The 24,503-nt window shown below is 68.4% G+C and carries 25 protein-coding genes and 6 pseudogenes; 16 read left to right on the top strand and 15 right to left on the bottom strand.

The genetic code is table 11. The features are described from left to right. Positions 1-55: 55 nt before the first annotated feature. Positions 56-688, top strand: coding sequence for a TetR/AcrR family transcriptional regulator (locus tag ACZ4WS_RS42175; RefSeq protein ID WP_467988626.1), 633 nt, complete (start codon positions 56-58; stop codon positions 686-688). Between the two features lie 240 nt (positions 689-928). Here the strand turns inward: ACZ4WS_RS42175 and ACZ4WS_RS42170 are convergent, their stop codons facing one another. Continuing rightward, on the bottom strand, positions 929-1,360 hold the full coding sequence (locus ACZ4WS_RS42170; protein ID WP_467988624.1) for a hypothetical protein: 432 nt from the start codon (positions 1,358-1,360) through the stop codon (positions 929-931). Between the two features lie 249 nt (positions 1,361-1,609). After that, on the bottom strand, positions 1,610-3,124 hold the full coding sequence (locus ACZ4WS_RS42165) for a flavin-containing monooxygenase (RefSeq protein ID WP_467988622.1): 1,515 nt from the start codon (positions 3,122-3,124) through the stop codon (positions 1,610-1,612). Positions 3,125-3,854: 730 nt separating this feature from the next. Between ACZ4WS_RS42165 and ACZ4WS_RS42160 the strand changes: the two are divergent. The 5 genes and pseudogenes from ACZ4WS_RS42160 (at position 3,855) to ACZ4WS_RS42140 (ending at position 7,296) form a co-directional block, all read left to right on the top strand. After that, positions 3,855-5,097 (top strand): annotated as a pseudogene (locus tag ACZ4WS_RS42160) (IS3 family transposase). A gap of 109 nt (positions 5,098-5,206) precedes the next feature. Further along, positions 5,207-6,187, top strand: coding sequence for a threonine ammonia-lyase (locus ACZ4WS_RS42155; protein WP_467988620.1), 981 nt, complete (start codon positions 5,207-5,209; stop codon positions 6,185-6,187). An 87-nt stretch (positions 6,188-6,274) separates the two neighbouring features. Beyond that, positions 6,275-6,469, top strand: coding sequence for a hypothetical protein (locus ACZ4WS_RS42150; protein WP_467988618.1), 195 nt, complete (start codon positions 6,275-6,277; stop codon positions 6,467-6,469). 16 nt (positions 6,470-6,485) lie between these two features. Next, positions 6,486-6,674: pseudogene (locus ACZ4WS_RS42145) on the top strand (IS110 family transposase); the annotation flags it as partial. 199 nt (positions 6,675-6,873) lie between these two features. After that, on the top strand, positions 6,874-7,296 hold the full coding sequence (locus tag ACZ4WS_RS42140) for a transposase (protein ID WP_467988692.1): 423 nt from the start codon (positions 6,874-6,876) through the stop codon (positions 7,294-7,296). Positions 7,297-7,690: 394 nt separating this feature from the next. Here ACZ4WS_RS42140 and ACZ4WS_RS42135 read toward each other — a convergent pair whose 3' ends face one another. After that, positions 7,691-8,422 carry an HAD family hydrolase gene (locus ACZ4WS_RS42135; RefSeq protein WP_467988616.1) on the bottom strand — a complete coding sequence of 244 codons (732 nt, stop codon included), beginning with the start codon at positions 8,420-8,422 and terminating at the stop codon, positions 7,691-7,693. Here ACZ4WS_RS42135 and ACZ4WS_RS42130 point away from each other — a divergent pair. Continuing rightward, a complete protein-coding gene (locus tag ACZ4WS_RS42130; RefSeq protein WP_467988614.1) occupies positions 8,375-9,451 on the top strand; it encodes a phosphoketolase family protein in 1,077 nt (358 codons plus the stop codon). The genes ACZ4WS_RS42135 and ACZ4WS_RS42130 overlap by 48 nt on opposite strands. A 247-nt stretch (positions 9,452-9,698) precedes the next feature. Beyond that, positions 9,699-10,085: pseudogene (locus tag ACZ4WS_RS42125) on the top strand (hypothetical protein); the annotation flags it as partial. Between the two features lie 375 nt (positions 10,086-10,460). On the opposite strand, the gene ACZ4WS_RS42120 reads toward ACZ4WS_RS42125, so the two are convergent. The 3 genes from ACZ4WS_RS42120 to ACZ4WS_RS42110 are packed head-to-tail and all read right to left on the bottom strand — an operon-like array spanning position 10,461 to position 11,494. Next, positions 10,461-10,853 carry a hypothetical protein gene (locus tag ACZ4WS_RS42120; protein WP_467988612.1) on the bottom strand — a complete coding sequence of 131 codons (393 nt, stop codon included), beginning with the start codon at positions 10,851-10,853 and terminating at the stop codon, positions 10,461-10,463. A 16-nt stretch (positions 10,854-10,869) separates the two neighbouring features. After that, a complete protein-coding gene (locus tag ACZ4WS_RS42115; RefSeq protein ID WP_467988610.1) occupies positions 10,870-11,244 on the bottom strand; it encodes a fic family toxin-antitoxin system, toxin component in 375 nt (124 codons plus the stop codon). Between the two features lie 16 nt (positions 11,245-11,260). Further along, positions 11,261-11,494 (bottom strand): hypothetical protein, encoded by a 234-nt coding sequence (locus ACZ4WS_RS42110; RefSeq protein ID WP_467988609.1) that lies wholly within the window; start codon positions 11,492-11,494, stop codon positions 11,261-11,263. 232 nt (positions 11,495-11,726) lie between these two features. Here ACZ4WS_RS42110 and ACZ4WS_RS42105 point away from each other — a divergent pair, with 232 nt between their 5' ends. From ACZ4WS_RS42105 to ACZ4WS_RS42095, 3 genes are read left to right on the top strand one after another with little or no spacing between them, the layout of a single operon-like run. After that, a complete protein-coding gene (locus ACZ4WS_RS42105; protein WP_467988694.1) occupies positions 11,727-12,011 on the top strand; it encodes a hypothetical protein in 285 nt (94 codons plus the stop codon). A gap of 33 nt (positions 12,012-12,044) precedes the next feature. Next, on the top strand, positions 12,045-12,329 hold the full coding sequence (locus tag ACZ4WS_RS42100) for a DUF6247 family protein (RefSeq protein ID WP_467988608.1): 285 nt from the start codon (positions 12,045-12,047) through the stop codon (positions 12,327-12,329). A 46-nt stretch (positions 12,330-12,375) separates the two neighbouring features. After that, positions 12,376-12,723, top strand: a complete 348-nt coding sequence (locus ACZ4WS_RS42095) for a hypothetical protein (RefSeq protein WP_467988607.1) — start codon at positions 12,376-12,378, stop codon at positions 12,721-12,723. A 601-nt stretch (positions 12,724-13,324) separates the two neighbouring features. Here the strand turns inward: ACZ4WS_RS42095 and ACZ4WS_RS42090 are convergent. Continuing rightward, entirely contained in the window at positions 13,325-14,599 is a 1,275-nt protein-coding gene (locus ACZ4WS_RS42090) for a PP2C family protein-serine/threonine phosphatase (protein WP_467988606.1), read from the bottom strand. Positions 14,600-14,892: 293 nt separating this feature from the next. Here ACZ4WS_RS42090 and ACZ4WS_RS42085 point away from each other — a divergent pair, with 293 nt between their 5' ends. After that, a complete protein-coding gene (locus ACZ4WS_RS42085; RefSeq protein ID WP_467988604.1) occupies positions 14,893-15,162 on the top strand; it encodes a hypothetical protein in 270 nt (89 codons plus the stop codon). Between the two features lie 120 nt (positions 15,163-15,282). Here ACZ4WS_RS42085 and ACZ4WS_RS42080 read toward each other — a convergent pair whose 3' ends face one another. The 5 genes from ACZ4WS_RS42080 to ACZ4WS_RS42060 form a co-directional block, all read right to left on the bottom strand. Continuing rightward, positions 15,283-16,749 carry a hypothetical protein gene (locus tag ACZ4WS_RS42080; RefSeq protein WP_467988602.1) on the bottom strand — a complete coding sequence of 489 codons (1,467 nt, stop codon included), beginning with the start codon at positions 16,747-16,749 and terminating at the stop codon, positions 15,283-15,285. 160 nt (positions 16,750-16,909) lie between these two features. After that, a complete protein-coding gene (locus ACZ4WS_RS42075; protein WP_467988601.1) occupies positions 16,910-17,239 on the bottom strand; it encodes a helix-turn-helix domain-containing protein in 330 nt (109 codons plus the stop codon). After that, the gene (locus ACZ4WS_RS42070) at positions 17,236-18,315 is read right to left on the bottom strand and encodes a tyrosine-type recombinase/integrase (RefSeq protein ID WP_467988599.1); all 1,080 of its coding nucleotides are present in this window, start codon (positions 18,313-18,315) and stop codon (positions 17,236-17,238) included. The genes ACZ4WS_RS42075 and ACZ4WS_RS42070 overlap by 4 nt, the downstream gene beginning before the upstream one ends. Positions 18,316-18,449: 134 nt before the next feature. Continuing rightward, a complete protein-coding gene (locus ACZ4WS_RS42065; protein ID WP_467988690.1) occupies positions 18,450-18,836 on the bottom strand; it encodes an ATP-binding protein in 387 nt (128 codons plus the stop codon). A gap of 71 nt (positions 18,837-18,907) precedes the next feature. Continuing rightward, positions 18,908-19,126 (bottom strand): DUF6415 family natural product biosynthesis protein, encoded by a 219-nt coding sequence (locus ACZ4WS_RS42060; RefSeq protein WP_467988597.1) that lies wholly within the window; start codon positions 19,124-19,126, stop codon positions 18,908-18,910. 419 nt (positions 19,127-19,545) lie between these two features. On the opposite strand from ACZ4WS_RS42060, the gene ACZ4WS_RS42055 reads away from it, so the two are divergent. From ACZ4WS_RS42055 to ACZ4WS_RS42045, 3 genes and pseudogenes are all read left to right on the top strand, one after another. Next, entirely contained in the window at positions 19,546-19,740 is a 195-nt protein-coding gene (locus ACZ4WS_RS42055) for a hypothetical protein (RefSeq protein WP_467988595.1), read from the top strand. 256 nt (positions 19,741-19,996) lie between these two features. Then, complete coding sequence (locus tag ACZ4WS_RS42050) at positions 19,997-20,467, top strand: DUF3592 domain-containing protein (protein WP_467988594.1); 471 nt, start codon at positions 19,997-19,999, stop codon at positions 20,465-20,467. A gap of 1 nt (position 20,468) precedes the next feature. Continuing rightward, positions 20,469-20,615: pseudogene (locus tag ACZ4WS_RS42045) on the top strand (IS701 family transposase); the annotation flags it as partial. Positions 20,616-20,740: 125 nt separating this feature from the next. Here the strand turns inward: ACZ4WS_RS42045 and ACZ4WS_RS42040 are convergent. Together ACZ4WS_RS42040 and ACZ4WS_RS42035 are read right to left on the bottom strand one after the other, a co-directional pair. Continuing rightward, positions 20,741-21,717, bottom strand: a pseudogene (locus tag ACZ4WS_RS42040) (IS1380 family transposase); the annotation flags it as partial. 134 nt (positions 21,718-21,851) lie between these two features. Next, the gene (locus ACZ4WS_RS42035; protein WP_467988592.1) at positions 21,852-22,439 is read right to left on the bottom strand and encodes a pyridoxamine 5'-phosphate oxidase family protein; all 588 of its coding nucleotides are present in this window, start codon (positions 22,437-22,439) and stop codon (positions 21,852-21,854) included. Positions 22,440-22,941: 502 nt separating this feature from the next. Here ACZ4WS_RS42035 and ACZ4WS_RS42030 point away from each other — a divergent pair. Further along, a pseudogene (locus tag ACZ4WS_RS42030) lies at positions 22,942-23,988 on the top strand (IS110 family RNA-guided transposase); the annotation flags it as partial. Here the strand turns inward: ACZ4WS_RS42030 and ACZ4WS_RS42025 are convergent. Further along, positions 23,967-24,497 (bottom strand): AMP-binding protein, encoded by a 531-nt coding sequence (locus tag ACZ4WS_RS42025; protein ID WP_467988590.1) that lies wholly within the window; start codon positions 24,495-24,497, stop codon positions 23,967-23,969. The pseudogene ACZ4WS_RS42030 and the gene ACZ4WS_RS42025 overlap by 22 nt on opposite strands. Between the last annotated feature and the right edge of the window lie 6 nt (positions 24,498-24,503).

The raw sequence follows: 24,503 nt of genomic DNA, 5'->3' as shown, positions 1-24,503 counted from the left end.
GACTGCCTTTCGATCAACGGTAGACGTAGCCGCTGTTACGGGAAAAGATGTCGACATGGGCAGACGACCGCAGCCAGACATCAAGAACAGGCTGCTCGAGGCCTGCGCCGATTACGCCCTCGCGCACGGCCTCCCCGACCGGCTCGAGCCGCTTGCCACCGCCACCGGCACCTCGGCCCGAATGCTGATCTATCACTTTGGCACCCGCGACGCTCTGTTGCGGGCCGTCCTCGGGCACGCGCGCCAACGCCAGCTCGACACATTCGGCGACCTCCTGCGGGTGCGACCCGACGAGCCCTACACCGCCACCCTGGATCGCGCCTGGACCTCGATCACCGGCTTGGACGGGCGGCCGTACCTGCAGATGTTCGGTCAGCTGCGCGAGAGCGCAGTGCAACAGTTGTGGCCCGACTTTCGGCGCACCGCCACGACCGACTGGCTCGCGCCGCTCGAGGACGGCCTGCGCAGCATCGGCCGGCCGGAGCTGGCCACGCTCGTCCTCGCCGTCATCCGTGGTCTCCTCATGGACCTCGACGCCACCGCTGACACCACCCGCACCGACCGGGCCTTCCACGACTTCCTCGCCGCAGTCGAGCACCTGTCCAGCGGCGACCGCTCAACCGCCTACCGTTCCCAGGAACTCGCCAGCAGCAACACGACCAGCACCGACACTGCGTCGGGCACGTAGGGCTGCGTCGCCTACCGATCGCCTGAGGTCACAGACTCGACGCGTGACGTGCAATCAGGGGGCAGGGCGCTCTCGCAGCGAGTTCCTTGACAGCTCCACTCCACAACCGGAGGCCTTCGTCATCGCGCAGGTTCAGACCGTGAGCGTAGTGATCTCCTCAAGGCGGTCGTGCGTATCGGTAGGCGGAAACGTGACGGCCGCTGCGGCCTGAGCAAGAGTCGGCAGGTGCGGGGCCGCGGACTACCAGGACAGACTCGTCGCCACTCCGCTCCGTCGGAAGGCCTCGGCAGCCGTCCGGTGTCCGTACCGGGCGGCAGAGATCGCGAGGGCATGGGTTCCATCCAGCAGGGCCTGCCGCTCTCCCAGGCGGTTGTCCTGCTGGATCAGGTCGTTGACGCTCCGTCGTCCCGCCGCCAGGTCGGCGAGCAGACGTCGCCGGAAGGCTGCTGCCTGCCGGTCGGTGACTCCCAGCGGCTGGGAGAGGAGCGAGCCCGCCGTGTAGCGGCGCTTGAGCTCCGCGTCCAGCACGTGGACCGCATCAAGGTGAACCTGCAGCCGCTCCAGGGACTTCCGGCCCCGGGGCAGCGGATCAGGCCCCAGGGCCTGCCAGGCGGCGTAGCACGAGAGCATCAGCGCGGCCTCCCGGCTGCGCTCGCCAATCAGCCACGACAAGGGCCGTCCCGCAGCGACGCGGCGCAGCTCGATACGCCGTTTGCAGCGCTTCTCGCGCGTCTGCCGGCACTCTTCGCACTCCTGGCCGCCAGTGGTCAGGCAGGTGAGGGCTAGCACCTATCCGCGCGGCCGGAGGCTGGTGAAGCGGGCGAAGCATCATCCGGTGGGGCGATGACGGGACCGGCCCTGTGCCGGGAAGCAAGCGGTCGTGGAGCTCCCAGTGGTGGGGCCGCGGTATCGGGCACCATTTCATGGCTGCTCTGCGTTCCCGGCTCCCGTACGGTGTCCAGGCTGCGGCCCTGCCTGAGAGGGCAGGGGAAGGGGCCGGGCAGGTGCGTCGGAGGTGTAGGCGTCGGCGTCGAATTGGCTCAGCCGGCGCACGAGTCGCCCGGTGGACCACGGCCAGGCGAAGGTGTTCCGCCCGGTGGAAGCGAAGTAGTAGCTGGTGCAGCCGCCCGCGTTGTAGACCGTGGTCGCGAGCGCGTCCTGGACGGCGGTGTTGTGCGCGGCCTGTACGGCCGACCGGACGTCCAGGGCACAGTGGCCGCCCTGGTCGAGGTGGGCCAGGGCGGCAATGAGGTACGTCAGCTGGGCTTCCAGGACCGTGATCGCGGAGGTGGAGCCGCCGAGCAGATTGGGTCCCAGAAGCAGGAAGAGGTTGGGGAAGCCGCTCACGGTGGTTCCCATGTACGCCTGCGGCTCACCGCCCCATGCTTCGTCGAGCGTCCGGCCGTTCGTGCCGTACAGACTCTTGGCCAGCGGCAGCTCACCGACGCGGAAGCCCGTGGCCTCGATGAGCACGTCGGTATCGACGGTGGTGCCGTCGGCGCCGACGACCTCGTTGCCGCGTACGGCGGTCACCGCGGTGGGATGCAGGCGGACGTGCGGCTGAGACAGGGCCCGGTAGAAGGTACTGGACGTCAGAAGGCGCTTGCAGCCCAACCGGTAATCCGGTGTCAGTTGCCGGCGTAGCTGCCGGTCGCGGACCGCGAGCCGCAGATGTGCGCGGGCGCCCGCCTCAAGGAGGCGGGCGCCCTGAGGGTGGCGGAAGGCGTAGCCAAAGCCCTCCTGCAGGGCGTACTGCCCGGCGCGCAGGGCGCCGCGCCCACCGGGCACGCGGTCCAAAAGCCGGTTGAACGCCGCGGGTAGCAGCAGATCGGGCTTGGGCAGCACCCACTGGGCGGTGCGCTGGAAGAGGCCCACGGCCGCAGCCTGGGCTTCGATGGCCGGGACGACCTGGATGGCGGAGGCGCCGCTCCCCACCACGGTCACCCGCCGCCCGGCCAAGTCGACGCTGTGGTCCCACCGGGCGGTATGGAACACGGGACCGTTGAAGTCCTCGATCCCGGGGACCTCCAGGCGGCGCGGGACGTGCCACGGGCCGGTGGCCAGGACCAATACCGCCGCGCTGTAGGGCCCGTCGCTGGTCTCCAGCAGCCAACGGCCGGCCGCCCCGTCCCACCGGGCCCCCAGCACCTGAACACCGCAGCGCAGCATGTCACCAAGCCGGTACCGCTCGGCCGTCGCCCGCAGATAAGCAAGGATTTCCCGCTGCCCGGCGAAGACTCTGCTCCAGGCGGCATCCTGGGTGAAGGAGTAGCTGTAGAGCGTCGAGGGCACATCACAGGCGCAGCCGGGGTAGGTGTTCTCCCTCCAGGTGCCGCCGAGTTGCGTCGCCTTCTCCAGAACAAGCACATCGCTAAACCCTGCCTCGCGAAGGCGGACGGCGGCGCCGATCCCGGAGAACCCCGCTCCGACGACCACGGCCCGCAGGTCCCTGTCAGTCCGCGCCCTCTGAGCCGGGATCACAGCAACGCTCCGGTCGGGCGGCGGGCGCAGAGACCACGGCCGGCGCGCAGCTCTCGCGGAGCCGTTCGGCGGACGGATCCCGAAGGGAACCCGGCTTCGCGGGCTGCCATGGGCGCCCGTCGTACGGTCCCTGCCACAGCCTGCCCACCTGGAACGTACGGCCATGCCGAGGTGTGTGGGTCTGGCTCGGTCACAGCAGCCAATGGCAGACCTGCCTGCATCAGTACCTTCTTTCCCTTGCTCCGGGTAGGTGCCGCCGGTCGGCGGGTCACCCGGACACATCCACGACGTCAATCAGCCCGGCGCGTGGTCGTCCGTGCGGCGTCGTCCGCATCCACGCCACTTCGGCCGAGTCCGGCGTGAGCGCCTCGTGCATGCAGTTCACGGGAAGTGATCGGGTACGCGAAACGGGGACCACAGAGCGTTCCACTGATCGCCACGCACTGCATGATCCCGAAATGCTCACGCCGGCAGCGCACGTAACGCCGGCACCGGATGACGGTGAAGAAACCTCACATGCTGGGGATTTGTTCAGTCCCGGCCGTCGAGAGCATCACTCGAACGAAGCACGAGGCAGGCGCAGGGCAGCCCCGCCGTACAGTGCGGCTGTCGGAATCGATCTGGGTCTGCTGCCACGGGTGCAGTGCCACATTGAGGCTGATCCTTTGGAGTGGACACCCTGACAATGGATCTTGATGGTCCAGGGAGGGATGTCCAGGTGGAAAGCAAGTCTCCGTATCCGCAGGAGTTCAGGAAGGACGCGGTCGCGTTCTACCGCGCCGCGGGCCTCAAGCGCACATACGCGGCGGTGGCGGACCTCGGCATCACCGCCGAGTCGCTGCGGACGTGGGTCCGCAAGGAAAACGAGTCCCAGGCACTGCCCGAGCGCCGCGAGGCCGCGGGGGTCCGGCTGAGGAACTGGCCCGGTTGCGGGCGGAGAACGCCCGGCTGCTGAAAGCGGAGAAGAAGTGGCAGCTGGAGCGCGAGATCCTGCGCCGGGCAGCCGCCTATTTCGCTCGGGAGGTGAAGTGAGCCCCCGCCGCTGGGACTTCATCTCCGAGAATCGCGCCGACTTCGGCGTGAAGCGGATCTGCCGGGTCCTGGGCGTCTCCCGCTCCGGGCTACTACCAGCACCGGGCCACTGCAGACGCCCGCGCCGAACGAGCCGTCGAGGAAGAGCGAACGGTGCCGGAGATCCGACAGATCCATGCCGACCACCAGGGCGCCTATGGCGCCCCGCGCGTCCATGCCGAACTCCGCTCCCGCGGGAGAAAGATCAACCGCAAGCGCGTGAGCAGACTGATGAGGATCAACCGCATCGCAAGGGGCACCTGCGGCGCAAGAAGCGCACGACCATTCAATACAAGACGGCCCCGCCTGTGCCGGACCTGGTGATGCGTGACTTCACGGCGGACATGCTCAACACCAAGTGGTACAGCGCCATAACGTACGTCGCCGTCGGCTCGACCTGGCTGTATCTCGCCACGGTCATCGACATCTGCTCGCGGCACGTGATCGGCTGGTCGATCGCGGACCACATGCGCACCTCGCTGGTCACCGACGCGATCGAGATGGCCGTGGCCGCCCGCGGCGGCCAGGTCCACGGCGTCGTCCTTCACACGGACAGGGGCGCGCAATATGGATCGGCCGCCTTCGCCGAGCTCTGCCGTCGGCACGGCATCCGCCGCAGCATGGGCCGCGTCGGCTCCAGTTATGACAACGCCCTCGCCGAATCGTTCTTCCAGGGCCTCAAGCGCGAGTTGCTGCACGGAAGGCGCTGGACCTCGAAGGCGCAGACACGGCTGGAGCTGTTCAGGTGGCTGCCCTACTACAACCGACACCGCCGCCACTCCGCCCTCGGCTACCTCGCGCCAGCCGAGCACGAACAGCAATTGACCACGTCACGTACGCTGTCACTCGTCGCGTGAAACCCGGTGTCCACCCCCGGGGATCAACCTCAGATCATGCGTCACCCGAACCACAGCTCTCGACAAATCACTCAATGGAACAGCGCCGGCGGCGCTACGCTGCTGTGCCGTGCAGGAGACGCGTCTCGACACTACTCGGATCCGGGCAGCTCGCCGGGTGATCGACCCGATTTTCCTCGACACTCCGCTGTACCGCTGCGAGGCGCTGGAGCCCCGCCTCGGGTGCGCGGTGAGCATCAAGCTCGAAACGGCGAACCCGGTCCGCAGCTTCAAGGCCCGCGGCACCGAGGTCATCGCGAGCCTGCTCGCCGACAATGGCCCGCGAGCCGTGGTGTGCGCCAGTGCGGGCAATCTTGGCCAAGCCCTCGCCTGGTCCGGTCGCGGCCGGGGGCTCGACGTCACCGTCGTGGCGTCCCGCTTTGCGACGGTGGCCAAGCTTGATCGCATCCGCGCATTGGACGCCAGGCTGGAGCTGGTGAACGGCGACCACGAACTGGCTCGCGAGCGGGCGGCGGCCATCGCCCGGTACGACGGCATCCGGCTGGTCGAAGACAGCCTGGACATCGAGACCTGCGAGGGCGCGGCGACCATCGGCCTGGAACTGGTGGACCCTGCGCCGGCGTTCGACACCGTCCTGATCGCTCTCGGCGGCGGGGCACTGGCCACCGGCGTGGGTCATGTGGTGAAGGCCTTGGCGCCCGAAGTCGAGGTGATCTGCGTCCAGCCGCTGGGCGCACCGGCGATGACACACTCGTGGCGCCAACGGCGCGTCGTCACCACCGACTCGACCAACACCATCGCTGACGGCGTCGCCGGCCGGCTTCCCATCCCGGCCGTCCTGAACGACCTCCTCCTGGTCGCCGACGACGCCGTCCTGGTCCAGGAAGCGTCGATCACCGCCGGTATGCGGATGCTCCTCCACCACGCCGGCCTCGTCGTCGAACCATCGGCCGCGCTCGGCATCGCGGCTATCCTCGAAGACCGTGACCGCTTCGCCGGCCGACACGTGGTCACCATCGTGTGCGGCAGCAACGTCGATGTAGACGCCTATCACCGCTGGGTCGGTGCCGCTCCTATCCACAGGTCTTGATGCGATGAAGGGGCGAAGTCCCCGCCCTCCGTGGGTGTCCTGGGCAGGTCCCAGGTGTGCGCTCCGTCACGGCGAAGGAGGCCCAAGGTGAGCGAGTACGACGGACACCAGTACGTCGGTGTCGACTTGCACCGCAGACGGTCGGTGATCGTGCGGCAGACAGAGGACGGCGTCCAGCTCAGCGCGGTACGCATCCTCAACGACCCGGTGGCGCTCGGCCTGCAGATCGAGCAGGCCGGACGCAACCCCGACGTGGTCCTGGAGGCCACCTACGGCTGGTAATTGGGCGGCCGACGTATTGCAGGCCGCCGGGGCACGCGTCCACTTGGCCCACCCGCTGGGCGTGAAGGGCTTCGCCTACCGGCGCGTGAAGAACGACCTCCGCGACGCCGCCGACCTGGCCGACCTGCTGCGGATGGGACGGCTGCCGGAAGCCTGGATCGCGCCACCGCAGGTCCGTGAGCTGCGGGAACTGGTGCGCTACCGGGCCAAGCTCGTCGCGTTGCGCTCCGGGCTGAAGGCCCAGGTGCACGCCGTGCTGGCCAAGGCCGGAATACTGATCCCGGCGTCCGACCTGTTCGGTATCGGCGGCCGTGCCCAGCTGGAGCAGACCTCGCTGGCCGACCCCTATGCCCAGCGCGTCGCGTCGTTACTGAGGCTGATCAACACTCGACGCCAAGGAAGCCCTGTTCAACGACCGCATCGCGGACCGGCTTCGCGGCCACGCCGGCTATCGCGCCCTCCACAAGCTGCCCGGCATCGGTACCACCCTGGCGGCGGTGCTGGTCGCGGAGACCGGAGATGTGCACCGGTTCGCTTCCGCCGACCGGCTGTGCTCCTGGGCCGGGCTGACCCCGCGGCACTACGAGTCCGACACCGTCGTCCGCCGCGGCCACGTCACCAAACAGGGCAGCAAGTTGGTGCGCTGGGCCGTCGTGGAGGCGATCCAGCGCAAGACCACCCCCAAGATTACCGAGGACCGGGCCCGGACCGAGGCCAGCCGCGGCCGGAACATCGCCAAGATCGCCGCGGCACGCAAGCTGCTCACGCTGGTCTACTACGGGCTGCGCGACGGAGAAATCCGCGCCCTGGCCCGCCAGGCGGCGTGAGCACCTCGGACGCGGCAGGCGCGCGGTCGGGCAATTGTCCGACCCCCTGCACGGCGCGGTCGCGGTTTTGATTGACCCCGTCTGCCGCACGTCGCACCGCTCCATGCGGCCTCGCGCCGCGAAGGAATGACCGGCAGCCGAGCACGGCCCTGCCGTCACCCCATCAAGGGCTGGAGAGCAGCGACCCCCACAACCGCATGCCCGACGAGCAGCACCACTCACTCGCCGCCACCATCCCACCGACGGCGAGGCGATCAACGCTGCCCAGAACCACCAACAACCAGCGAAAATACCCCGCTTGACATACTCCGCCCCTTCAGGAGTGACAATTGCTCGTGCCCCCCAGGGAAGGCGTTGACCCGGGTCGCTCACTTACGACGGCCGTGAGAGCCGGTCAGGCGTTCGTGCGTGATAGGTGGTCGGGGAGGTCGGTGAGCCGTTCGATGCGGAGCACCGTCTCGTCTGCCGTCGGCGATGGTCCACCGGTGACGAAGTCGATGCCACGGTCCAGCCAGATACCGGTGAGCCCGGCGAGGGCGGCTGCGTTTACATCGCTTTCCAGCATGTCGCCCACGTTGACCGCCTGCGCGGGGTCCGTCCGCATCCGCCGGCAGGCGGTGGCGTAGGCGACGGGCTTGGCCGCACCGAGCTCGGTCGGGGTCAGGACGGCTTCGAAGTATTCGAGGAGGCCGAAGCGGACGAGCTTGGCGCGCTGCTGCTCGAGGTCCCCGTTGGTGAGAACAGCCAGACGCGGTCCTCGGGGAAGCCGTTTCAGGGTCTCCAGGCATGGCAGGACATCGGGATAGCACCGCCAGGACTCCTCGAACACGGTGAGGTAGCGCTCGGCGATCCAGGCGTCCAGAAGGCCGGGACTTTCAGGAACCGGCTCGCCGAGCATCGGCAGGAAGGAGCGGAGCCTGCGTCGGTGGTGCTCAGCGAAGGAGCATTGACCGGCCAGGTATTCCCGCATGTGGCGCGCCTCCAGCGTCCACCACAACGTCACCAGCTCCTCCGGGGGAGCCGTCGCGTTCGGCGCGGCCTGGACGATCTGACCGATCGTTTCCAAGACCGCGCTTCGATGATCGACCAGGGTGCCGTCCAGATCGAAGAAAATCACATCTGCCATAGGTTGATCATCTCGTGGTGCCTGTCCCTGACTCGAGTGTTCCGCGTCGAGTGTGCGGCTGAGCCGGTCGGCGTAGGTGTCGAGCAGGGGCTTCATCTGTTGGTAGATGGGCACTTTGTTCTGCCTGAGCCAGTGCGTGATGGAGTGCCGGTCCTGGCTCCATGCGGCTTGGCGCTCGGGGTCGTGCCGGGCTTCGGGAGGGCAGGGGGCGAATTGATCCTCACCGTGGGTGACTTGGGTCCAGATGCAGGCCGTGACGGCGAGGCGTGCGCGGTCGTCGGAGACGTATCGGGGGCTCGGTCGGCGCTGCAGCTGGTCAGCGATCTCTCGCCATGTGTCCCGTGGCAGTGCCCAGTCGGCAAGGCGTTCGCGTCGGTGCTGGTAGTCGATCAGCGGCGAGGAAGTGAGGTCTGCGGTGATCGCGTCGAGGGCTCTGTCGAAAGCACCAGGAATTTCCTGGCGGCGACCCCACCGTCCACGTCCTGCCCCCCGCCGACCCGGCCCGCACCGCGGCCGCCCTCACCTTCGCCCTCCGCAAACTCGACCGCTGCACCCTCGTCATCGCCGGCAAGCACCCCACCCCCCCAGCACCCCCTGACCACCCTCGACGACGAGCTGCGCCCCGGCATCGCGACGTGGCCCCACCTGAGCCACCCCGACCGCGGAGAGCCCGACCTCGTCCTCGTCTCCGCCGGCGACCTGCCCGCCGAACGCCTCACGGCCCTCGCCCACCGACTGCGCACCCAGCACCCGCACCTGCGGCTGTTACGTCCACGTGCACGACCACACCGCCCTCGCCGAACACGGCTCCCGCCCCCGGCCATGCCCAACAACGTCTTCGCCGCCCACCTCGGAACACGGGCGCCGATCATCCTCGCCACCAGCGGCTACCCGGCAGACATCCACGCCCTGCTGGGGCGCCGCCACCCAGGCCACCGCCTCACCGTCCTCGGCTACCGCGATCCCGGCCGCCCGCACACCCAGGCCGAGCTGTTGGCCCCCTGCGGCCTCGACGACGACAACCTGTGACAACTCACCACCCACCACACCCCGCTGACAACGGAGGCCTCCGCATCATGACCCCTCCCCTCCACCCGCCCCAGGCCCCCGCCGCGGAGGTCCTGGACGCCTTCGACCGTGACGGATACGCCATCATCCGGGACGCCAACACCCCCGCACTGCACGACCACCCGCTGGCCGCCGCTGAAAGGCTCCTCGCCAGCGACATCACACACGGCCGCGACCGCGGCGGTGACGGCAAGGACGGCTTCCGCGGATGCCTCACCCTCGACCGCGCCTTCCTTCCGCTCCTGACCAACCCCCGCACCCTCCCCACCGTCGTCCAGCTACTGAGCCCCAACGTGCACCTGCTCTCCGCCCACCTCGTAGCCCTCCCCTCCGGCCCACCCCGCACCATCCGCACGCCCCAACGCCCCGGATGGCACCGCGACATGTACGGAGTGACCGCCGACCTCGGATTCGCCCACACACCCCGCATGGCCATCAAAGTCGCCCACTACCTCACCCCATCACGGATGACTGCGGGCTCACGATGTTCCTGCCGGGCAGCCACCTCCTCACACAAGAACCCGCCATCCCCGACGGCGCGATCGATCCCACCGGTGCCATCACCCCCGACCTCACCCAAGGCGACGCCGTCCTGTTCGAGAACCGCACCTGGCACGCCGGCGGCATCAACCTCTCCGGACACCCCCGCATCGCCCTGATGTTGCAGTACGGCTACCGCTGGCTGCACCCCGTCGACGACTCGGCCACCGACCTGATGACAGACCCCACGCTCAGTCTCATCGAGCAGCAGCTCCTCGGCATGCCCGACCGCAACGAGGACGGCTCACTGGCCAAAGACGCAGGCGCCGCGCCCCTGAAGAATTGGTGGTCATCGCGACGGCCCACTCCCCCACGGCGCTCGAAAAACCACCACCAGGGCGACCCGGCACCCCGCTGCGCCCGGTCGCGCATCGCTTCCCGGGACCGGGCTCAGCGGCAAGCCCATCGAGCCGCTTGCCGGCCCTCCACATCACGTCGCAGGCCTCCTGGCCGCGGCGAGCGGCCGGGTGAGCACGTCGGGCAGCCGGTGCGCCGCGAAGTCGACGGTCCCGAGCAGCACCCCGACCGGGGCGAGCAGCAGCCAGACGCCCAGTTCGGGGCGGGCCTCGACGGCGGTCGCCAGGACGGCGCAGACGACCGCCATGATCGTCGCGACCACGGGCGCGCTGGGGCCGTACCCGTCCCCGCAGCGGGCCCGGCCCAGCCAGCCATTCCCGACGCCGGTGATCGAGTGTCCGGCCGGACACGCCGTGCGCCAGGCCTCCTGCGGGGGCACGGACGGCCGGTGTGCGGCTCGGGGTGTTTGCAGGCCCGCGCAGCAGCCCCACAGGGCGGCAGCCGTGATGATCAGCAACGTCTCCACCGGTCGGAGCTCAGGCTCAGCTGCGCTCGGTCCACTCCTTCAGGGCCGTGGCCAGGGCGCGGACGTCTACGTGCCCGGCCGACACCTGCTCCGCGAGGTCAGCGGCCTCCTTGGCGGTGAACCGTACGAGCAGGCCGCTGGCGTGCAGGTAGCCGGCCGCGACCGTGACGCCGAAGAGCTCGTTGCTGTGATCCAGCGCCGGGACCCGCGCAAGCGAGTGGAAGAGAGCGGCGGCCCGGTGATGAGGCTGGGCGTAGACGGATTCATCCATGACGTGGAAGGCATGCCGCGCCCGGGCCGCCTCCAGCGCTCCCCAGTCCGTCACATCAGGGTCGCCCAGCTGCGTGCGGGCGACCTCCAAAAGCCACGGAAGATCTACCGTGAGGTCCACTACGTCGCTGCCCGCCCTACGCCGCGGACGCGCTGGGCCCGGGCACCGGACCGAACCGGCGGGCGAACTCCTCGCGCACCCCGGGACTGCTGAGGAAGAGGGCGCTGCCCTCGAGGAACCGCGCCTTGTTGAGCCCCTGGGCCAGGACGCGCCCGGCATACACCGTCGGATCCTCGTGCCGCTCGTGCGCCTCGCGCTCCAGCAGCTCGAACTGTTCGTCATCGATCTCGATGCGGATTTCCCTGGCCATGCCCCCACGGTAGCCCGGACCGGCCATCGGCGGGGAGGGTTGAGGTGGAGTGGTACCCGCACGAAGCCCCAGTCCGCGACGGCGTCGCGCCGGGCTCCGGCAACCGCCATCGCATACTGCGCCACGTACAGCCTCGGCGGCCGACGGCTGGCGCTCGTTCAGAGCGGACCTGTCCGAGTGAGTGGCCCCCGTACGGCAACTCGCGGAGCCTGCGCGGCCCTACGATGCGCGGATGGCTTCCTATGCAGAGGACCCGCGCTGCATCGCGATGGCCGAGGCTCTGGTCCCGTTGCTGCGCCGTACCTGTCCCGAGGATGCTGGCGGCTACGGCGGTTCGTACCAGGTGAATCTGGGCGGGGTGGAACTGATCAGGGCGGCGATGCGCAACGCGGCCCGTCAGCTCGGCTGGAAGGTCACCACGATCGCGTGGATCGGCACCCGCTTCGGCACGATGGTCGCCGTCCAGGACACCCGGACGTTCCCGAGGAGTATCGGGCGGTGGTCGACGCGGCGATGAACGAGCGCATGCGTGCCGCGGTGGCCAAGGTGGATGATGCGCACCCTCGAGGGCCGCACACTCGTCCTGGACGTACTGCCCGCCGCCATGCCGTGGGTGCGCTACCTCCCCGCCCACGACGTCCGTGAGTTCTCCGTCGAGCTGGTCGAGGCGCTGGGTGCCGCCGCCGAGCTGGACAACACCGCCGGCGTCGCCCAGCTCATCACCGAGTGGAAGCACACCGCCGAAGTGCACGCCGACCCCGAGCTGTACGCCGCGCTCACCACCGACTCCGGCGACGACTACGGCACCGTACCGGAGCCCGGGACCGCCGCATGAGCCCAAAGCGCGGAGACCGCGCCGCCCCGCCGCCCGCCGAGGGCGAATGGGACGTCCGGTTTGCCAACGGCGACCGGCCAAGGGCTGGGAGCAACGGGGCGCGCAGGCCGCGACCAACACCCGCGCCGCCTGGCACCCCTTGTGCACCGACCCGGCCCCGGCCGCCCGGACCGAGCGCCACCACCGACTCAAGGGTGAGCCGGCCCGGGGCACGCACCGCGGCGAGACGATGGACCGCTGGCAGATCAAGGTGACCGCCGGCGGCCGCATCTGGTACCTGCTCGATGTCGAGCGCCGCACCGTCTGGATCGACCGCGCCTCCACCGGCCACCCCAAGGCCGCCTTGCGGTGTTTCACGGGGTGTCGCCGAGGTGAGCCCAGAAGCCGCCAATAGTTGATCTTGGGTTGGGCGTTGGCGGAGCCGTCACCCGGTCAGGTCAGTGTCGTTGGTGTGGCGTTGGGCTGTCGTCGTGGGCTGGGTGGGGATCTTGACCTCGATCGAGCGGACCGCGTACCCGCGGAGACGAGCACGAGCTGCTCGTTCTCAGCCTGCGCTCGCACACCTTCCCGGAGAAGTTCGCGGGCTCCGCGGGGGCGTACGCACGAGGATGCCTGCCCGACGACCCGTTCTTCGAGCCCTGGACGGAAGCCGGTCCGCACAAGATGACGATCGCGCGGAACGGCACCGTCGTCCACGGCGTTCGGTAGAACCGTACAGACGCCTCAGCCCGACGTCCCTGTCCCCTATCATCCGATCTTGCCCCCGCACGGTGCCCTGACCTGTGCCAAGACAAAGTCGGTTGAGACGTGGACGCCTCACCATCTCACTTGATGTTGTCAGCCAACAGCGTTTCCACGTCCTAGACCGCCGCACAGCGACGCATTGACTTGGCCTCGGATTCCCGGCCCGGACACCAGGGGAGGAAGTGCCGGCCGAGTACCCGACCCGCCCAAAGACGGCGCACGAGCACAGCGAGGCTCGGCGCAATACCGCGTCACCGGTGCTGCGGGCGCCATTCGAAGAGCAGGATGGTTACATCGTCCCGCAGTTGGTTGCGCTGGTAATCGAGGACGGCGTGGATGAGCAGCCGCAGCGCCTCGGCCGGGCGCTGTCCGGCGGCAGAGGAGCGGATGATGAAGTCAGTGAACCGGTCGAGGCCGAACTCCGCACCGTCCACGTCGCGAGCCTCCACGACACCGTCGGTGTAGAGCAGGACGCAATCGCCCGGTTCCAGGGTCGTCTCGTGGACCTGCCGGGCTTCCGGGGCGAGTGGGCCAGCCAGGCCGATCGGCGGCTGTGGGGGGCTGTCCAGCGCCCCGGCGAGCACCCGCTCGGCACGGATCAGCAGCGGCGGGGGGTGACCGCAATTGACCCAGCGCAGCACCCCGGTCTCGGCGTCGAGCCGACACAGCACGCCGGTGCAGAAGTGGTCGGGCAGCCACTGGGCGAGCGCCTGGTCGACGGAGCTGACGACATCGGCCAGGTCACCACCGCCCCGGCGGGCGTTGCGCGCCGCCGCCATGGCGACCGACGTGGTCAGGCCGGCGGTCAGATCGTGACCCATGGCGTCGAGGATCATGGTGTGCAGCACGTTCTTGACCACCGAGTGGTCGAAGGCGTCACCGGCGATGTCGTACGCCGGTTCCAGGACCGCGGTCGATACGCACCTCTTGCTGCCGATGGTGCGGGGTGGCAGGAAGGCCCGCAGCATCTCGGCGGGCAACCGCATGGTCGCAGTGCGGGTGCGGGCGGCGAGCCAGTCGCTGTAGGCACGCTTGGAGGTGATCAGCATGGCGAACAGATGGGCCAGCATCCGGCTGCGGCGCATCCGCACCCCGTCGAGCGAAGCGGTCCGAACCGCCAGCACGCCCAGCCGCTCCGCACCGTCGACCAGAGGCATCCAGAGGATCAAGCCGTCGTCGGCCTCGGCCACCCGCGGGGAGACCGTGCGGTACGCCCAGCCAGCCGACGAGCGGTCCACCGGCAGCGACTCCAAAGCCTCGTCGAGTGGGATGAGCAGCCGTTGTTGCAGGTCGACGAGGTAGATCAGCGCGGTGTCCAGGCCGAGGGACGAGGCGCACCGGTTCGCCAGGGCGGGCAGTTCGACTGGCAGGGCAGTCTGCGCCTCGATGATCAGCTCTTCCAGCCGATTCTCGTCGACGGCGGTGTCGGGACCGGAGGACGCGTGCGGTGGGTCCGACACGGGGATCACCCCTTCCGTGCCCAGTCTCACACCGACCCCGTCCTTTCTCACGTCAGGCAAGCCCATGGCGAGGGCGAGAGCGGCGGCCAGAGCGGTCAGCTGAGCTCGACCAGGGGGTTGAGGAACATCGGAACGAAGACCGGCTCTAACGGCCCTGCCGCAGACAACGGGGGCGCTTCACGCACTCCTGGCCGGTGTAGCCGCAGCTCACCGTGACCGGCGGTGCCGCAGATAACGGCGCATTATCTGTGGCGGATCGTCACGGAGAGTACAAGAGCCGGTTTTCGCTCGGATGTTCCTCAACCCCCGTCTATGACCCGTCCGGGCACGGCGCCGCCCTCTTCGCGTTCTTCGCCGGCATGGCGGAGTCCGAGCGCGAGTACATCCGTGAGAAGTCCCTCGAAGGACAGGCATCCGCCCGCGAGCGCGGCCGCCACGGCGGACGGCCCAAGGTCGTCGACGACGACATGGTCGCCTACGCCCGCAGTCTGCGGGCCAACGGCGTACCCGTCGCCGAGATCGCCCGCAAGCTCGTCATTCCCTCGGGCAAGAACAAGGGTGAGCACCCCTCGGTCGCCACCGTCTACCGCATCCTCACCGAGGACGAATCCGCCGACCCCGCAGCCTGAGCATGACGCAGAGCTACTTGTCGGTTGGTTCGCCGCTCGTTAACGGCACCCCAGGAGGCCCGCGAGTTCGCGAAAACTGAAGGTACTTCAGCGGGAACCCGGGGGGCCGGTGTCCGGATTCTAGGGGGCGGACCCCCGGGTTCGCGGTGAAGCCGCGGGGTCGGTCTCCAGCGGCCGTTCCAGGATTTGGCGTGCGGCGGCCGCGTACCGGATCGCCGTTGCCTCGTCGAGGCCGAAGACTTCGGCGAGGTGGAGCGGGTCGGGGCCGTGGGTGAGGGCTTCCTCAAGCTGCCGGTCGACGCGGAGCCGCTCTAGCGTCGCGGCCTGCCCTCGGAGGGCGTTGGTGATCCAGACCCCGCTGACGGGGTGGGTGTCCATGGCGGTGTGCTGGCTGACGATCAGGTGCGGGTTGGCGGTGTTGGGCCATCGCTGGCGCCGGTGGTCGAGCCAGGCGAGGATCGCGTCGTGGGTGAGGTCGTCGAGCGGGCGGACGCGGCCGGTGAGAGTGAGGCGGCGGTTGCCCAGATCCACGTCTTCCAGCAGGAGCTCGCGCACGGCCTTCGGCCGGGCGGCATGGATAGCGGCGAGAGCCAGGGCGAGCTGGGCAGCTGGTGTAGTCGAGGCGTCCACGGCCGCGTGCACCTCGTGTGGTTCGAGAGGAAGGATGACGCCGTAGTCCTGGCGGCCGACACGAATCCGGGCGGTGGGGTTGCGGAAGATCGTGCCCTTCTTCTTACAGTGCCGGAACAACGACCGCAGGACGCTGAGAGTGTGGTGCCGCTTGGACCCCTCCAACTGGTCACGAACAGCCAGGATGTCGTCGCGGGTCACCTCGCGCAGGTGGTCGAAGCGGCCAGACCAGTCCATGAGCACTGGGCGGATCTCGGCGAGGTATTTCACGGCGGTCTCGGGCTCGCGGGCTTGGCTGCGCGGTCCGCCGTCCCGAAGAGTCCTGATCCAGTCCTCGGCGTCCCGGCGGATCCCATCGGTGAGGCCGTCGAGCTTGCGCTCCAGCCAGGACTCGAAGGCCGGGATGCGGTCGTCGTCGAGGAGATCGAGCTGGTCGAGGACTTCGGCGGTGCGTTTGATGTTGAGGCCGAAGTGCCTCAGCCCCTCGAACATTTCCGAGTACCGGATCTTCTCGCCCGGTATGTGGCCGGACAGCAAGATGGCCAGGGCCCGGTTGACTTCCAGGGTGACCCACCGGGTCCAACCGCGGGCCTCGCCGATGGTGCGGGTCCGGCGGCGGGCCAGATCAAGGGCGGGGTTGGTCAGGTCCCGGCGGCGGTGGTCGTACCGGCTCAGGACACGAGGGGCTTCGGCCAGCCTCAGCTGCACCCACGGAGTGTGAGGCTGCACCGGCTCGGGGACTGGCCGGGGCTTGAGGACACGACGGCCTTCCTTACCGACGGCCGGACCGCCGTTGCGGGGCCGCTGCATGTTCGCGAAGAACAGCTGCTGATGGCGGACTTGCCGAAGGAACGGCATGATCGAGGCCGCTTCGCCGGTGACGCCTGCGGCTTTGATCGCCCATGTGGCCTGGGCCTTGCAGAGACGGCAGTAGCCGTAGTCCTGATTGACTGGCACCGGTCGCCGGCACCCCGCGCACTCACCGACCGCGTGCTGCTGTCCGTAGGTGTAGCAGCCTCGGCAGAAACGACCCGGCAGCTGACCCCAGGCGAAGCATCCCGCGCAGGAGGCCGCCGGCTTGTCGGCGCTGATCTTGCCCATCGCCTTGGTGCCTCCGTCACATCGGCGGCAAGGAACGGCCATCGCGGCGCTTCGGCACGACCACCGGGGCCACCATCGACCCCACGGCCGCTTGCCGGTCTTCGCTCTGCTGACCGGGACGGCTCACCTTCTCCGGCTCTGGGACCAGCAGGTCGCCGATCTCGCAGCCGAGGACGACGCAGATCACGTCCAGATCCTCCAGCTTGAGTGAAACGGGATGTCCGGACCACAGCCCGGACATCTTCCCCGCCGAGATCACCAACCCGTGCTCGGCCAGGCTCCGTTGCAGCTCGGACGCCTTCCAGACGCCCTTGTTCGCGGCCGTCAGCCGCAGGTTCCACCTCATCGGATCAGCCCTTCCAGCCGCTTCGCGGCCCGTTCTTGCCCGGCGGCCCAGGCGTCTTCGACCCGGGTCTGCTGCACGTGGACGTACCGCATCGTCGTAGCGATCCAGGAATGCCCCAAAACCTCCTGAATTGAGATGAGGTCGAGCCCGTTCAGATAGAGCTGGGAAGCGCAGAAATGCCGCAGGACATGCGGCGTCAGCTTGTCCGTCCAGCTCGGCAGATGCGCCGTGGTCGCGACCGCAAGCCCGTTGCGCAAGGCGTCGTCACCGACGCGTCGTGAGGAGCCGTCGGAGTTCTTGCGCTCGGACGGGAACAGCGGGGCACCGGGTCGGGTGTGGTCGTCGTCGAACTGGCCCCACACATCCTCGATGAACCACCGCAGGGTGCGACCCGCACCGTTGATCAGCGGCACCATCCGCTCGCGCGGGCCCGACCCGCGCTTGCCCTTGCCATGGCGGACATGGAGCTTGCCGAACCGCCCGAGGTTCCACTTGATGTCATCCAGGTCCAGCCTGCGGGCCTCATTGACCCGCAGCCCCACCTCGGACATCAGCTTCGAGGCGGTGTAGTTCCTGGCCATCGGGGCGCACTTGCGGCAGGTCGCGAGCTCCCCGGCCCAGCCAGTGAACAGCTGCCCGACCTCCGGCTCCAGCGGCGGGATCCGCAGCTGGGCATCCTTCGCTCCGCGCGGCCGGTTCATCTCGTCGATCGGGCACTCGACGACCCGGCCGGTCATCCGGTGCAACTCGACCTTGTGCCGCAGCTCCAGGAAGGCAAAGTACGTGGTCAGGGCCTGAGACCGGGCCAGGCGTGTGCCGCTCGGAGAGTTCCGCAGCACCTTCCCGAAGTACGCGTCCGCGTCGGCGGGTTCCATGTCCCACAGCGGCCGGCCGAACCAGGTCCGCATCTGTTCCAGGTGGCCGACGTCGCCGCGGATGGTTCCGTCCGTCAGCCCTGCCGATGCCCGCGCGAGGACGAACCCGGCCAGCGCGTCGGTCTCGAACTGCTCCAGTTCCTCCGCCGTCGCCGGAGCCCAGACATCGCGGAGATCCCGTACGACTGCCAGCGCCGCCAACCCGAGCCTCCTCGCCTTCAGCCCGACCGCGGATCGGTCGGACGAGATGAGAACGCTTCAGGAATCGTGAAGTTACGTCAGTCGACAGCAAGCCACCTGAAGGAGGAAAAACCCCTGGCCACAGGGACAAGGCATCAGCGGGGCTCAGGAGAACTCGCGGGATGTCGCTCAATCACCCTGTGGGGCCATACGCGTCTGCTCCGAGGCCGTGCGCTGGGGCCCAGGAGGTCGTAGCCCCACCGGTCGGCGATCGCCTCCACCAGGAGGAGACCACGGCCAGACCTGGCATCGGGGTCCGGCGTACGCATCTGTGGCAGTCGGAGGGGCGCACGGTCGCACACGGCCAGATAGACACGATTGTCCGCGGGACGGTCCACCACGATCAGGACCGAGGGACCGTGTGCGTGCCGGACGGCGTTCGCGACAAGTTCGGACATGACCAGCTCTGCCGTCTCCGCGTCAGCGTCCAGGCCCCAGGTAGCCAATGCCATGCGCGCCAGGCTCCGCGCCTCGCTCGCCATCTCGGGGATTCGGGGCAGAGTCAGGGTGCAGCCGGGATGCCCGGTGCTGCGGAGTTGTGCTGCGGTACTGGTCATGGTCGACGCTCCACGACGGCACCCTCCGTCGTCCGGGCATCGAGGAGGCCGGGATGCTGGTGGAGGGTGAGGAGCGCCCGGCACTGCGTCGCGAGGTCGCGGATGTAGGAAGCCGCCGACTGCGGCGAGGTACCAGCGCCCTCCTCAAGCAGGCTGCGGATGGTGGTGATGACGTGCACGGCGGTGCGCTGCTGCTCGTCGCGCATCCGGACCACGTTGTCGGTGACCTCGGAGGGGGAGGAGCTGGACGTGTCCGAGGAGGAGGTCGCCGAGCTGGTCCCGTTCGGCGGTCGGAGGCGGCGGCGACCCCCACAGCACTGCCTCGTACGTCTGGCGGATCATTGCGGCGTCGACCTCGACCGCACCGGAGGTCCCTGTTCTGCAGGGTGCTGCCGTCGCACCGGTCATCGCCGTACCGCTGCTCGTAGCGTCCGCCACGACGCCTCCCTGATCAGTCGTCACGTCACCGTCCACACAAGCAGCAGGACGACAGTGGGTGCGCCGTCGAGGCGATGCAAGAACGATGTAAGTCCGCGCCCGACGAGTGATCTGGGCACAAGGACGGGCAAGACACGGAGGAGGAGCGGTACGGTCGCCGCACCCATCACCCACGTGGACGCCACCCGGAGCCGGTATGGCTGACCGCCGCACAACCCCCAACGCCCAACTGCGCGCCGTACGCGAGGGCGAACTGCAGATGTCCCGTGGTGAGTTCGCGACGCACATCATCGAGACGGGCGCGGCGATGGGCGAGGCCGTCGGCTGCACCGCTCGACTGGTGGCCGCCTGGGAGGACGGAGAGGTCAGACTCCCCCGGGCGGAGAATTGAGGTCCGCCCGCCACGCAAAAACGAGCGAAGGTGGCAACAAAGAACAACCTTCCGGTGCCAAGCGGCGCGAACAGACTCAACCAGGGCCCAGCTCAACCCAGCACCGCGGTGTCATCTACCTCGAAAAGTCCCAAGTCCGGGGCGGGTTGGACGATTTCTGAACGGCGGCCCGGTGCCGAACCCCCCGGGGGCGGGGGCATGGCGACCGGGATACCTGGGATAGCGTCCCTCACTCCGGACAAGTGAGAGGGACGTCGTGCAGATTCAGGTACGTGGGCAGGTTGCCCGCCGGTGGATCACGTTCGGGGCGATCGCGTTCGGGGCGCTGTTCTTCGTCATCGGGCTGATCCTGGCGGGGGTGTCGGTCTCGTTCCTGGCGGATGCGGAGCGCGCCCAGGGCACGGTGGCGGCCCTGGAGTGGCGGACCGACCACAACGGCGTCTCCCGCAAGAAGCGGGAGAACGACAAGCCCATGGCGTACCCGGTGGTCGAGTTCACGTCGGCGGACGGCACGCAGAGGACGTTCCGGGACTCCACGGGTTCCAATCCACCGGCGTATGAGGAGGGCGAGCGGGTCGAGGTGCTCTACCACGCAGATTCCCCCGAGGACGCGCGGATCAACGGGTTCGCCTCACTGTGGCTGCTACCGCTGATCTTCGGTGGGATCGGGCTGGCGATCGCGGGGATCGGGACGGCCGTTGCATTGGCGACGCGGCGACGCGCCTAATAAGGGCCGCTCCTGGCCCGGCTGGCACCACCACATCACCCTCGTGAGTGCCGCCCACGCCTTCCTCACCGAACAGCGCCTGTCCCCAAAAGTCCCCGGACCAGCCTCACCCTCTACCAGGTCCTCGACACCCTCCAGAACACCCTGAGGTGCTGGACCGGCATCTGCACCACCTGCCACCAAGCCCTGCCCGCCAGGACACACCCGACCTCAAGATCGAGAACGACCTAACGGAGTCCTATTAGCCTCGATCGTTCGTGAGTCCTCGTCAGTTCGCAGATGGGGACTCTGTGTGAAGCGCAACTGGGCGCCGGGGTGGGGCCGTTCCTTGCGGACGATCAGCCGCATTCCCTTCGGCCACGTGGTCAGGTCGGGTGTATCGGTGATCTCCGCGACCCAGGCGCCGGGACGCTCGGTGCCGCCGGCTTCATAGGCCGGCGTCCATGCCTTCTTCGGGATCCTCGGCACGGCCTGGTGGATGGCCTCGGTGATGGTCATTCCGGCGGAATACGACAGCCACCGGCCCCGACGGGTCAGCCAGTCGAGGAAGGCATGGGTGCCGCCGGCGGAGTCGGTGCGGATCAGTGTTTGCTGTCCGCGCCCAGGTGTTTGGGGAGTTGGGCCAGGGCGAGCCGGGTGGTTTCGATGTGATCGCTTGCGGTGTTGGAGCCCGCGTTGCCGGGCCGCAGCAGGGCGGCCACCGACTCCCCGGACCCGGCCTGACCGTGGTCGACGAACGCGACGAGGGGATGATGGCCGAAGGTCTTCTTCCGGGTCGCGGTGGCGTCCTGCTTCTCGGAGCGCGCGAGGATCAGCACTCCGTCGATGTCCACGATCACCTGGCCGTCAGCGGCCGGACCATCATCCTCGGCCAACTCCCAGACGCGGGAGCGTACTTCTGCTCGAGCCGTACGAATCGCGGCCAAGGCCTTCGGCTCGGCTGCGGCAAGCGTGTCGATCGGACGCGAGATGGTCGGATCGGAGGCCACCGGGCCGAACACTTCGGGTTCGGCCCGCAGCATCGCCGCGTCCGCCAGGCAGTCCCCGCCCAGAGCGGCCGCGAGCGCGACATCCAGCAGGACCTTGCCCGGATCGTGCACCGCCCGCGGCTTGGGCCACGGCACCAGCGCCGTCGATATCGCCCGATCAAGCCCGGACTTGCGGACCGTCTCGACCAGCAGCACCGACGCGGCCTGCGAGCCCACCGAGCGGCCACCGCTCTCAACGCGGACAGGCGGATAGGACCCGATACTCTTCTCCCCCTGGGAAGTGCTTCTTTCCTCGCCACGTACAGGACCCTCAGCAAGTCCTATCGTTGCAGTTCAGGAGCATTTTCTGCCTTCCCAGCCACCTATCGGACACCACTCATGGTGAAAGCCCGAGGCTAGAAGGTACTCGGCGGCAGCGGGAGCGGAAGTCCGGGAAGGCCGTCGATGCTGTGCTCGATGTACTCCTTCTTGGCGAAGTACGCGCTCAGCGAGGCGTCGTCCTCGCGCCCGAACCGCTTGCCGTGCAGATCACGGTCCTCGTCGTACGACATGTTGGGCACCGCGTATCCGCAGGTGTCCCGGATGAGTTCGGCATTCACGACGATGATCGCGCGCAACCCGTGCAGAGCGGGGTCGATGTCGGGGAAGCGCTCGAGGAGCTCCGGGAACCGCGGGTCGTCGCGGAAGACGGGCTCGCCCCGGCCGTGCACCCGGACGATGTTGGGCGGCCCTTGGAAGGCGCACCACATCACGGTAATCCGGCCGTTCTCGCGCAGGTGGGCGATGGTCTCGGCGTTGCTGCCCGCGAAGTCGAGGTAGGCGACGGTCTGTTCGTCGAGGACGGCGAACGAGCCCGTGAGCCCCTTCGGCGAGAGATTGATCGTGCCGTCCCCCGCCATCGGGGCGGTCGCGGTGAAGAACATCGGCTGGGCCTCGATGAACGTGCGCAGCCTGCCGTCGATACGTTCGTAGGTCTTTCCCATGCCTAAGGATTATTCACGGCAATGCTTCGCGTGTCTAACTAACGTTCCTCGGATCTCGATCTCCGAGACTGAGGTTTGGTGTCAGGACATCGGGGCGGCTCCAACTCGGTCTGCGGCGCCCGGGGTTCGGGCAGCGTACGGAAGAGCAGCCCACTTGGCGCCGGCAACAAGACCACTGGTGCCAGGTCGACCTGCAGGGTGGACGCGTCAGCGGCGGCTCCGAAGCGCGGGTTCGCCAGGCCGCCGACGCTGATGCGGACACGAGGGTACGAACCGATACGCTTCTTCACCCGGGAAGTGCCCCCGACGGTGTCAAGAACAAGGGCCTCAACAATCCTCATTCTTGCTGGTCAGAGACACTTTTCGTTTGACTGACCACCCGTCGGACACCAGGCTTCATGAAAGCCCGAGATTAGAGAGTACGCGCACCCTGCACCAGGCTCTGGCCTTTGAGAAGGCCGTGTACTGCAAGGGAATCCGAATGGACAGCGCGAAGTTACCGATGAAGGTGTTCTGCGGTGTGGACTGGGCAGGGGGCATCACGATATTGCGTTGGTTGACGTCGAGGGAGAACAGCTCGCCAGGCAGCCGATCGGCGACAACACTTCTTCAGGACTTGCCCAGCTTGTGAACTTGCCGGCTGATCACGGAGACACCGGGGAGAGCCCGATTCCGGTAGCGATTGAAACTACCCGCGGACTGCTCGTGTCTTGCCTGCGAGCCACGCGGCGTCCGGTGTTCGCTATCAACCCGCTCGCCGTGGCCCGCTACCGCGACCGGCACTCGGTGGCACGGAAGAAGTCCGACGCTGTAGACGCGGCAGCCCTGGCGAACATCCTGCGGACCGACATGGTCATGCACCGGCCGCTGCCCCAAGACTCGGAGCTTGCGCAGGTGATCGCCGTGCTCGCGCGGGCCCAGCAAGACTCGGTCTGGGATCGCAACCAGGCCCAGAACAAGCTCCGTTCCCAGCTGCGTGAGTTCTACCCGGCGATCCTGGACGCCTTCGCGAACCACAGGCACGGATTGAGCTCGCATGAGGCCCGCACAATTCTTGCCGCCGCTCCCCCCGACTCAGGCTGCCCAGCTCACACGCCGCCAACTGCGCGCTCTCCTCAAACGCGCCGGTCGCCTCCGAGGAATTGATGCTGCGGCCGATCGAGTCCACGAGGTCTTCCACCGTGACTACCTGCACCATCTGCCGCTGGTCGAGGAGGCGCTCGGGCAGCAGACCAGAGCCCTGCTCGGACAGCTGGAGTCTGCCTGCGCTAACGCAGAGAATCTCGAGACTTCCTGCACCGAAGCCTTCCAGCAACATCCTGATGCAGAAATTATCGTCAGCTTCCCAGGACTTGAGTCCCTGACCGGCGCCCGCGTTCTCGCAGAGATAGGCGATGACCGTTCACGCTTCACTACTGCTCAGGGGCTCAAGGCGTATGCCGGCAGTGCCCCCGTGACCCGGTCCAGCGGGAAGAGCCACTTCGTCATGCACCGGAAGGTCATGAATAAGAGACTGGCCGCTGTCTGCTACCTGTGGGCCTTCTCCTCGCCCTGGACGACGTGGACGCACCCACGCCGGCGACCGCTTCCCGGACCGGGCCCGGCGCGCCCCGGGCTGAGCCGAGCACGATGATCTCCTCCACCCGGACCTTGTCCTCGGCAACCGCGGCGCGCGCCCGGTCCAGGGAATCGGCGGAGGCGAACAGCTACCCGGGCGCCGGAATCGCGGAGTTGATGGGCCAGTTCGGCCGGCGTGTAGAGCGCATTGGCCGGTGAGCAGACGGCGCCGGCGCCGAGCACACCATGGAAGACCGCGGGGTAGTCCGGGCAGTTGGGAGAGAAGATGACGGCCACGACGTGGCGGCCCAGACCGCGCTCGGCCAAACCAGCCGCGACCCGGTCGATTGCGGCATTCAACTGACCGTAGGTGCGGCCTCGATGGGAGGTATCGATAGCGGCAGGGCGGTCGGCGTCATCGGTGCCGAGTTCGGCGAACAGGAACTCCGGCAGGCAGACCTCCGGGATGGCGATGTCCGGGTAGGGACTGCGGATGATCATCGATAC

It is taken from the genome of Streptomyces sp. NPDC029292 (genome assembly GCF_055569295.1).
Note: the sequence above shows the minus strand (reverse complement) of the source record. Positions and strands in the feature narration are given on the sequence as shown.

What these genes read in the sequence shown, in the direction of transcription:
- ACZ4WS_RS42175 (WP_467988626.1), top strand. Translation starts at nt 56, where the DNA reads ATGGGCAGACGACCGCAGCCAGACATCAAGAACAGGCTGCTCGAGGCC.
- ACZ4WS_RS42130 (WP_467988614.1), top strand. Translation starts at nt 8,375, where the DNA reads ATGATCGACCAGGGTGCCGTCCAGATCGAAGAAAATCACATCTGCCAT.
- ACZ4WS_RS42135 (WP_467988616.1), bottom strand. Translation starts at nt 8,422, where the DNA reads ATGGCAGATGTGATTTTCTTCGATCTGGACGGCACCCTGGTCGATCAT.
- ACZ4WS_RS42110 (WP_467988609.1), bottom strand. Translation starts at nt 11,494, where the DNA reads ATGGCCAGGGAAATCCGCATCGAGATCGATGACGAACAGTTCGAGCTG.
- ACZ4WS_RS42105 (WP_467988694.1), top strand. Translation starts at nt 11,727, where the DNA reads ATGGCTTCCTATGCAGAGGACCCGCGCTGCATCGCGATGGCCGAGGCT.
- ACZ4WS_RS42100 (WP_467988608.1), top strand. Translation starts at nt 12,045, where the DNA reads ATGATGCGCACCCTCGAGGGCCGCACACTCGTCCTGGACGTACTGCCC.
- ACZ4WS_RS42095 (WP_467988607.1), top strand. Translation starts at nt 12,376, where the DNA reads ATGGGACGTCCGGTTTGCCAACGGCGACCGGCCAAGGGCTGGGAGCAA.
- ACZ4WS_RS42090 (WP_467988606.1), bottom strand. Translation starts at nt 14,599, where the DNA reads ATGGGCTTGCCTGACGTGAGAAAGGACGGGGTCGGTGTGAGACTGGGC.
- ACZ4WS_RS42085 (WP_467988604.1), top strand. Translation starts at nt 14,893, where the DNA reads ATGGCGGAGTCCGAGCGCGAGTACATCCGTGAGAAGTCCCTCGAAGGA.
- ACZ4WS_RS42075 (WP_467988601.1), bottom strand. Translation starts at nt 17,239, where the DNA reads ATGAGGTGGAACCTGCGGCTGACGGCCGCGAACAAGGGCGTCTGGAAG.
- ACZ4WS_RS42065 (WP_467988690.1), bottom strand. Translation starts at nt 18,836, where the DNA reads ATGGCGAGCGAGGCGCGGAGCCTGGCGCGCATGGCATTGGCTACCTGG.
- ACZ4WS_RS42055 (WP_467988595.1), top strand. Translation starts at nt 19,546, where the DNA reads ATGGCTGACCGCCGCACAACCCCCAACGCCCAACTGCGCGCCGTACGC.
- ACZ4WS_RS42035 (WP_467988592.1), bottom strand. Translation starts at nt 22,439, where the DNA reads ATGGGAAAGACCTACGAACGTATCGACGGCAGGCTGCGCACGTTCATC.
- ACZ4WS_RS42025 (WP_467988590.1), bottom strand. Translation starts at nt 24,497, where the DNA reads ATGATCATCCGCAGTCCCTACCCGGACATCGCCATCCCGGAGGTCTGC.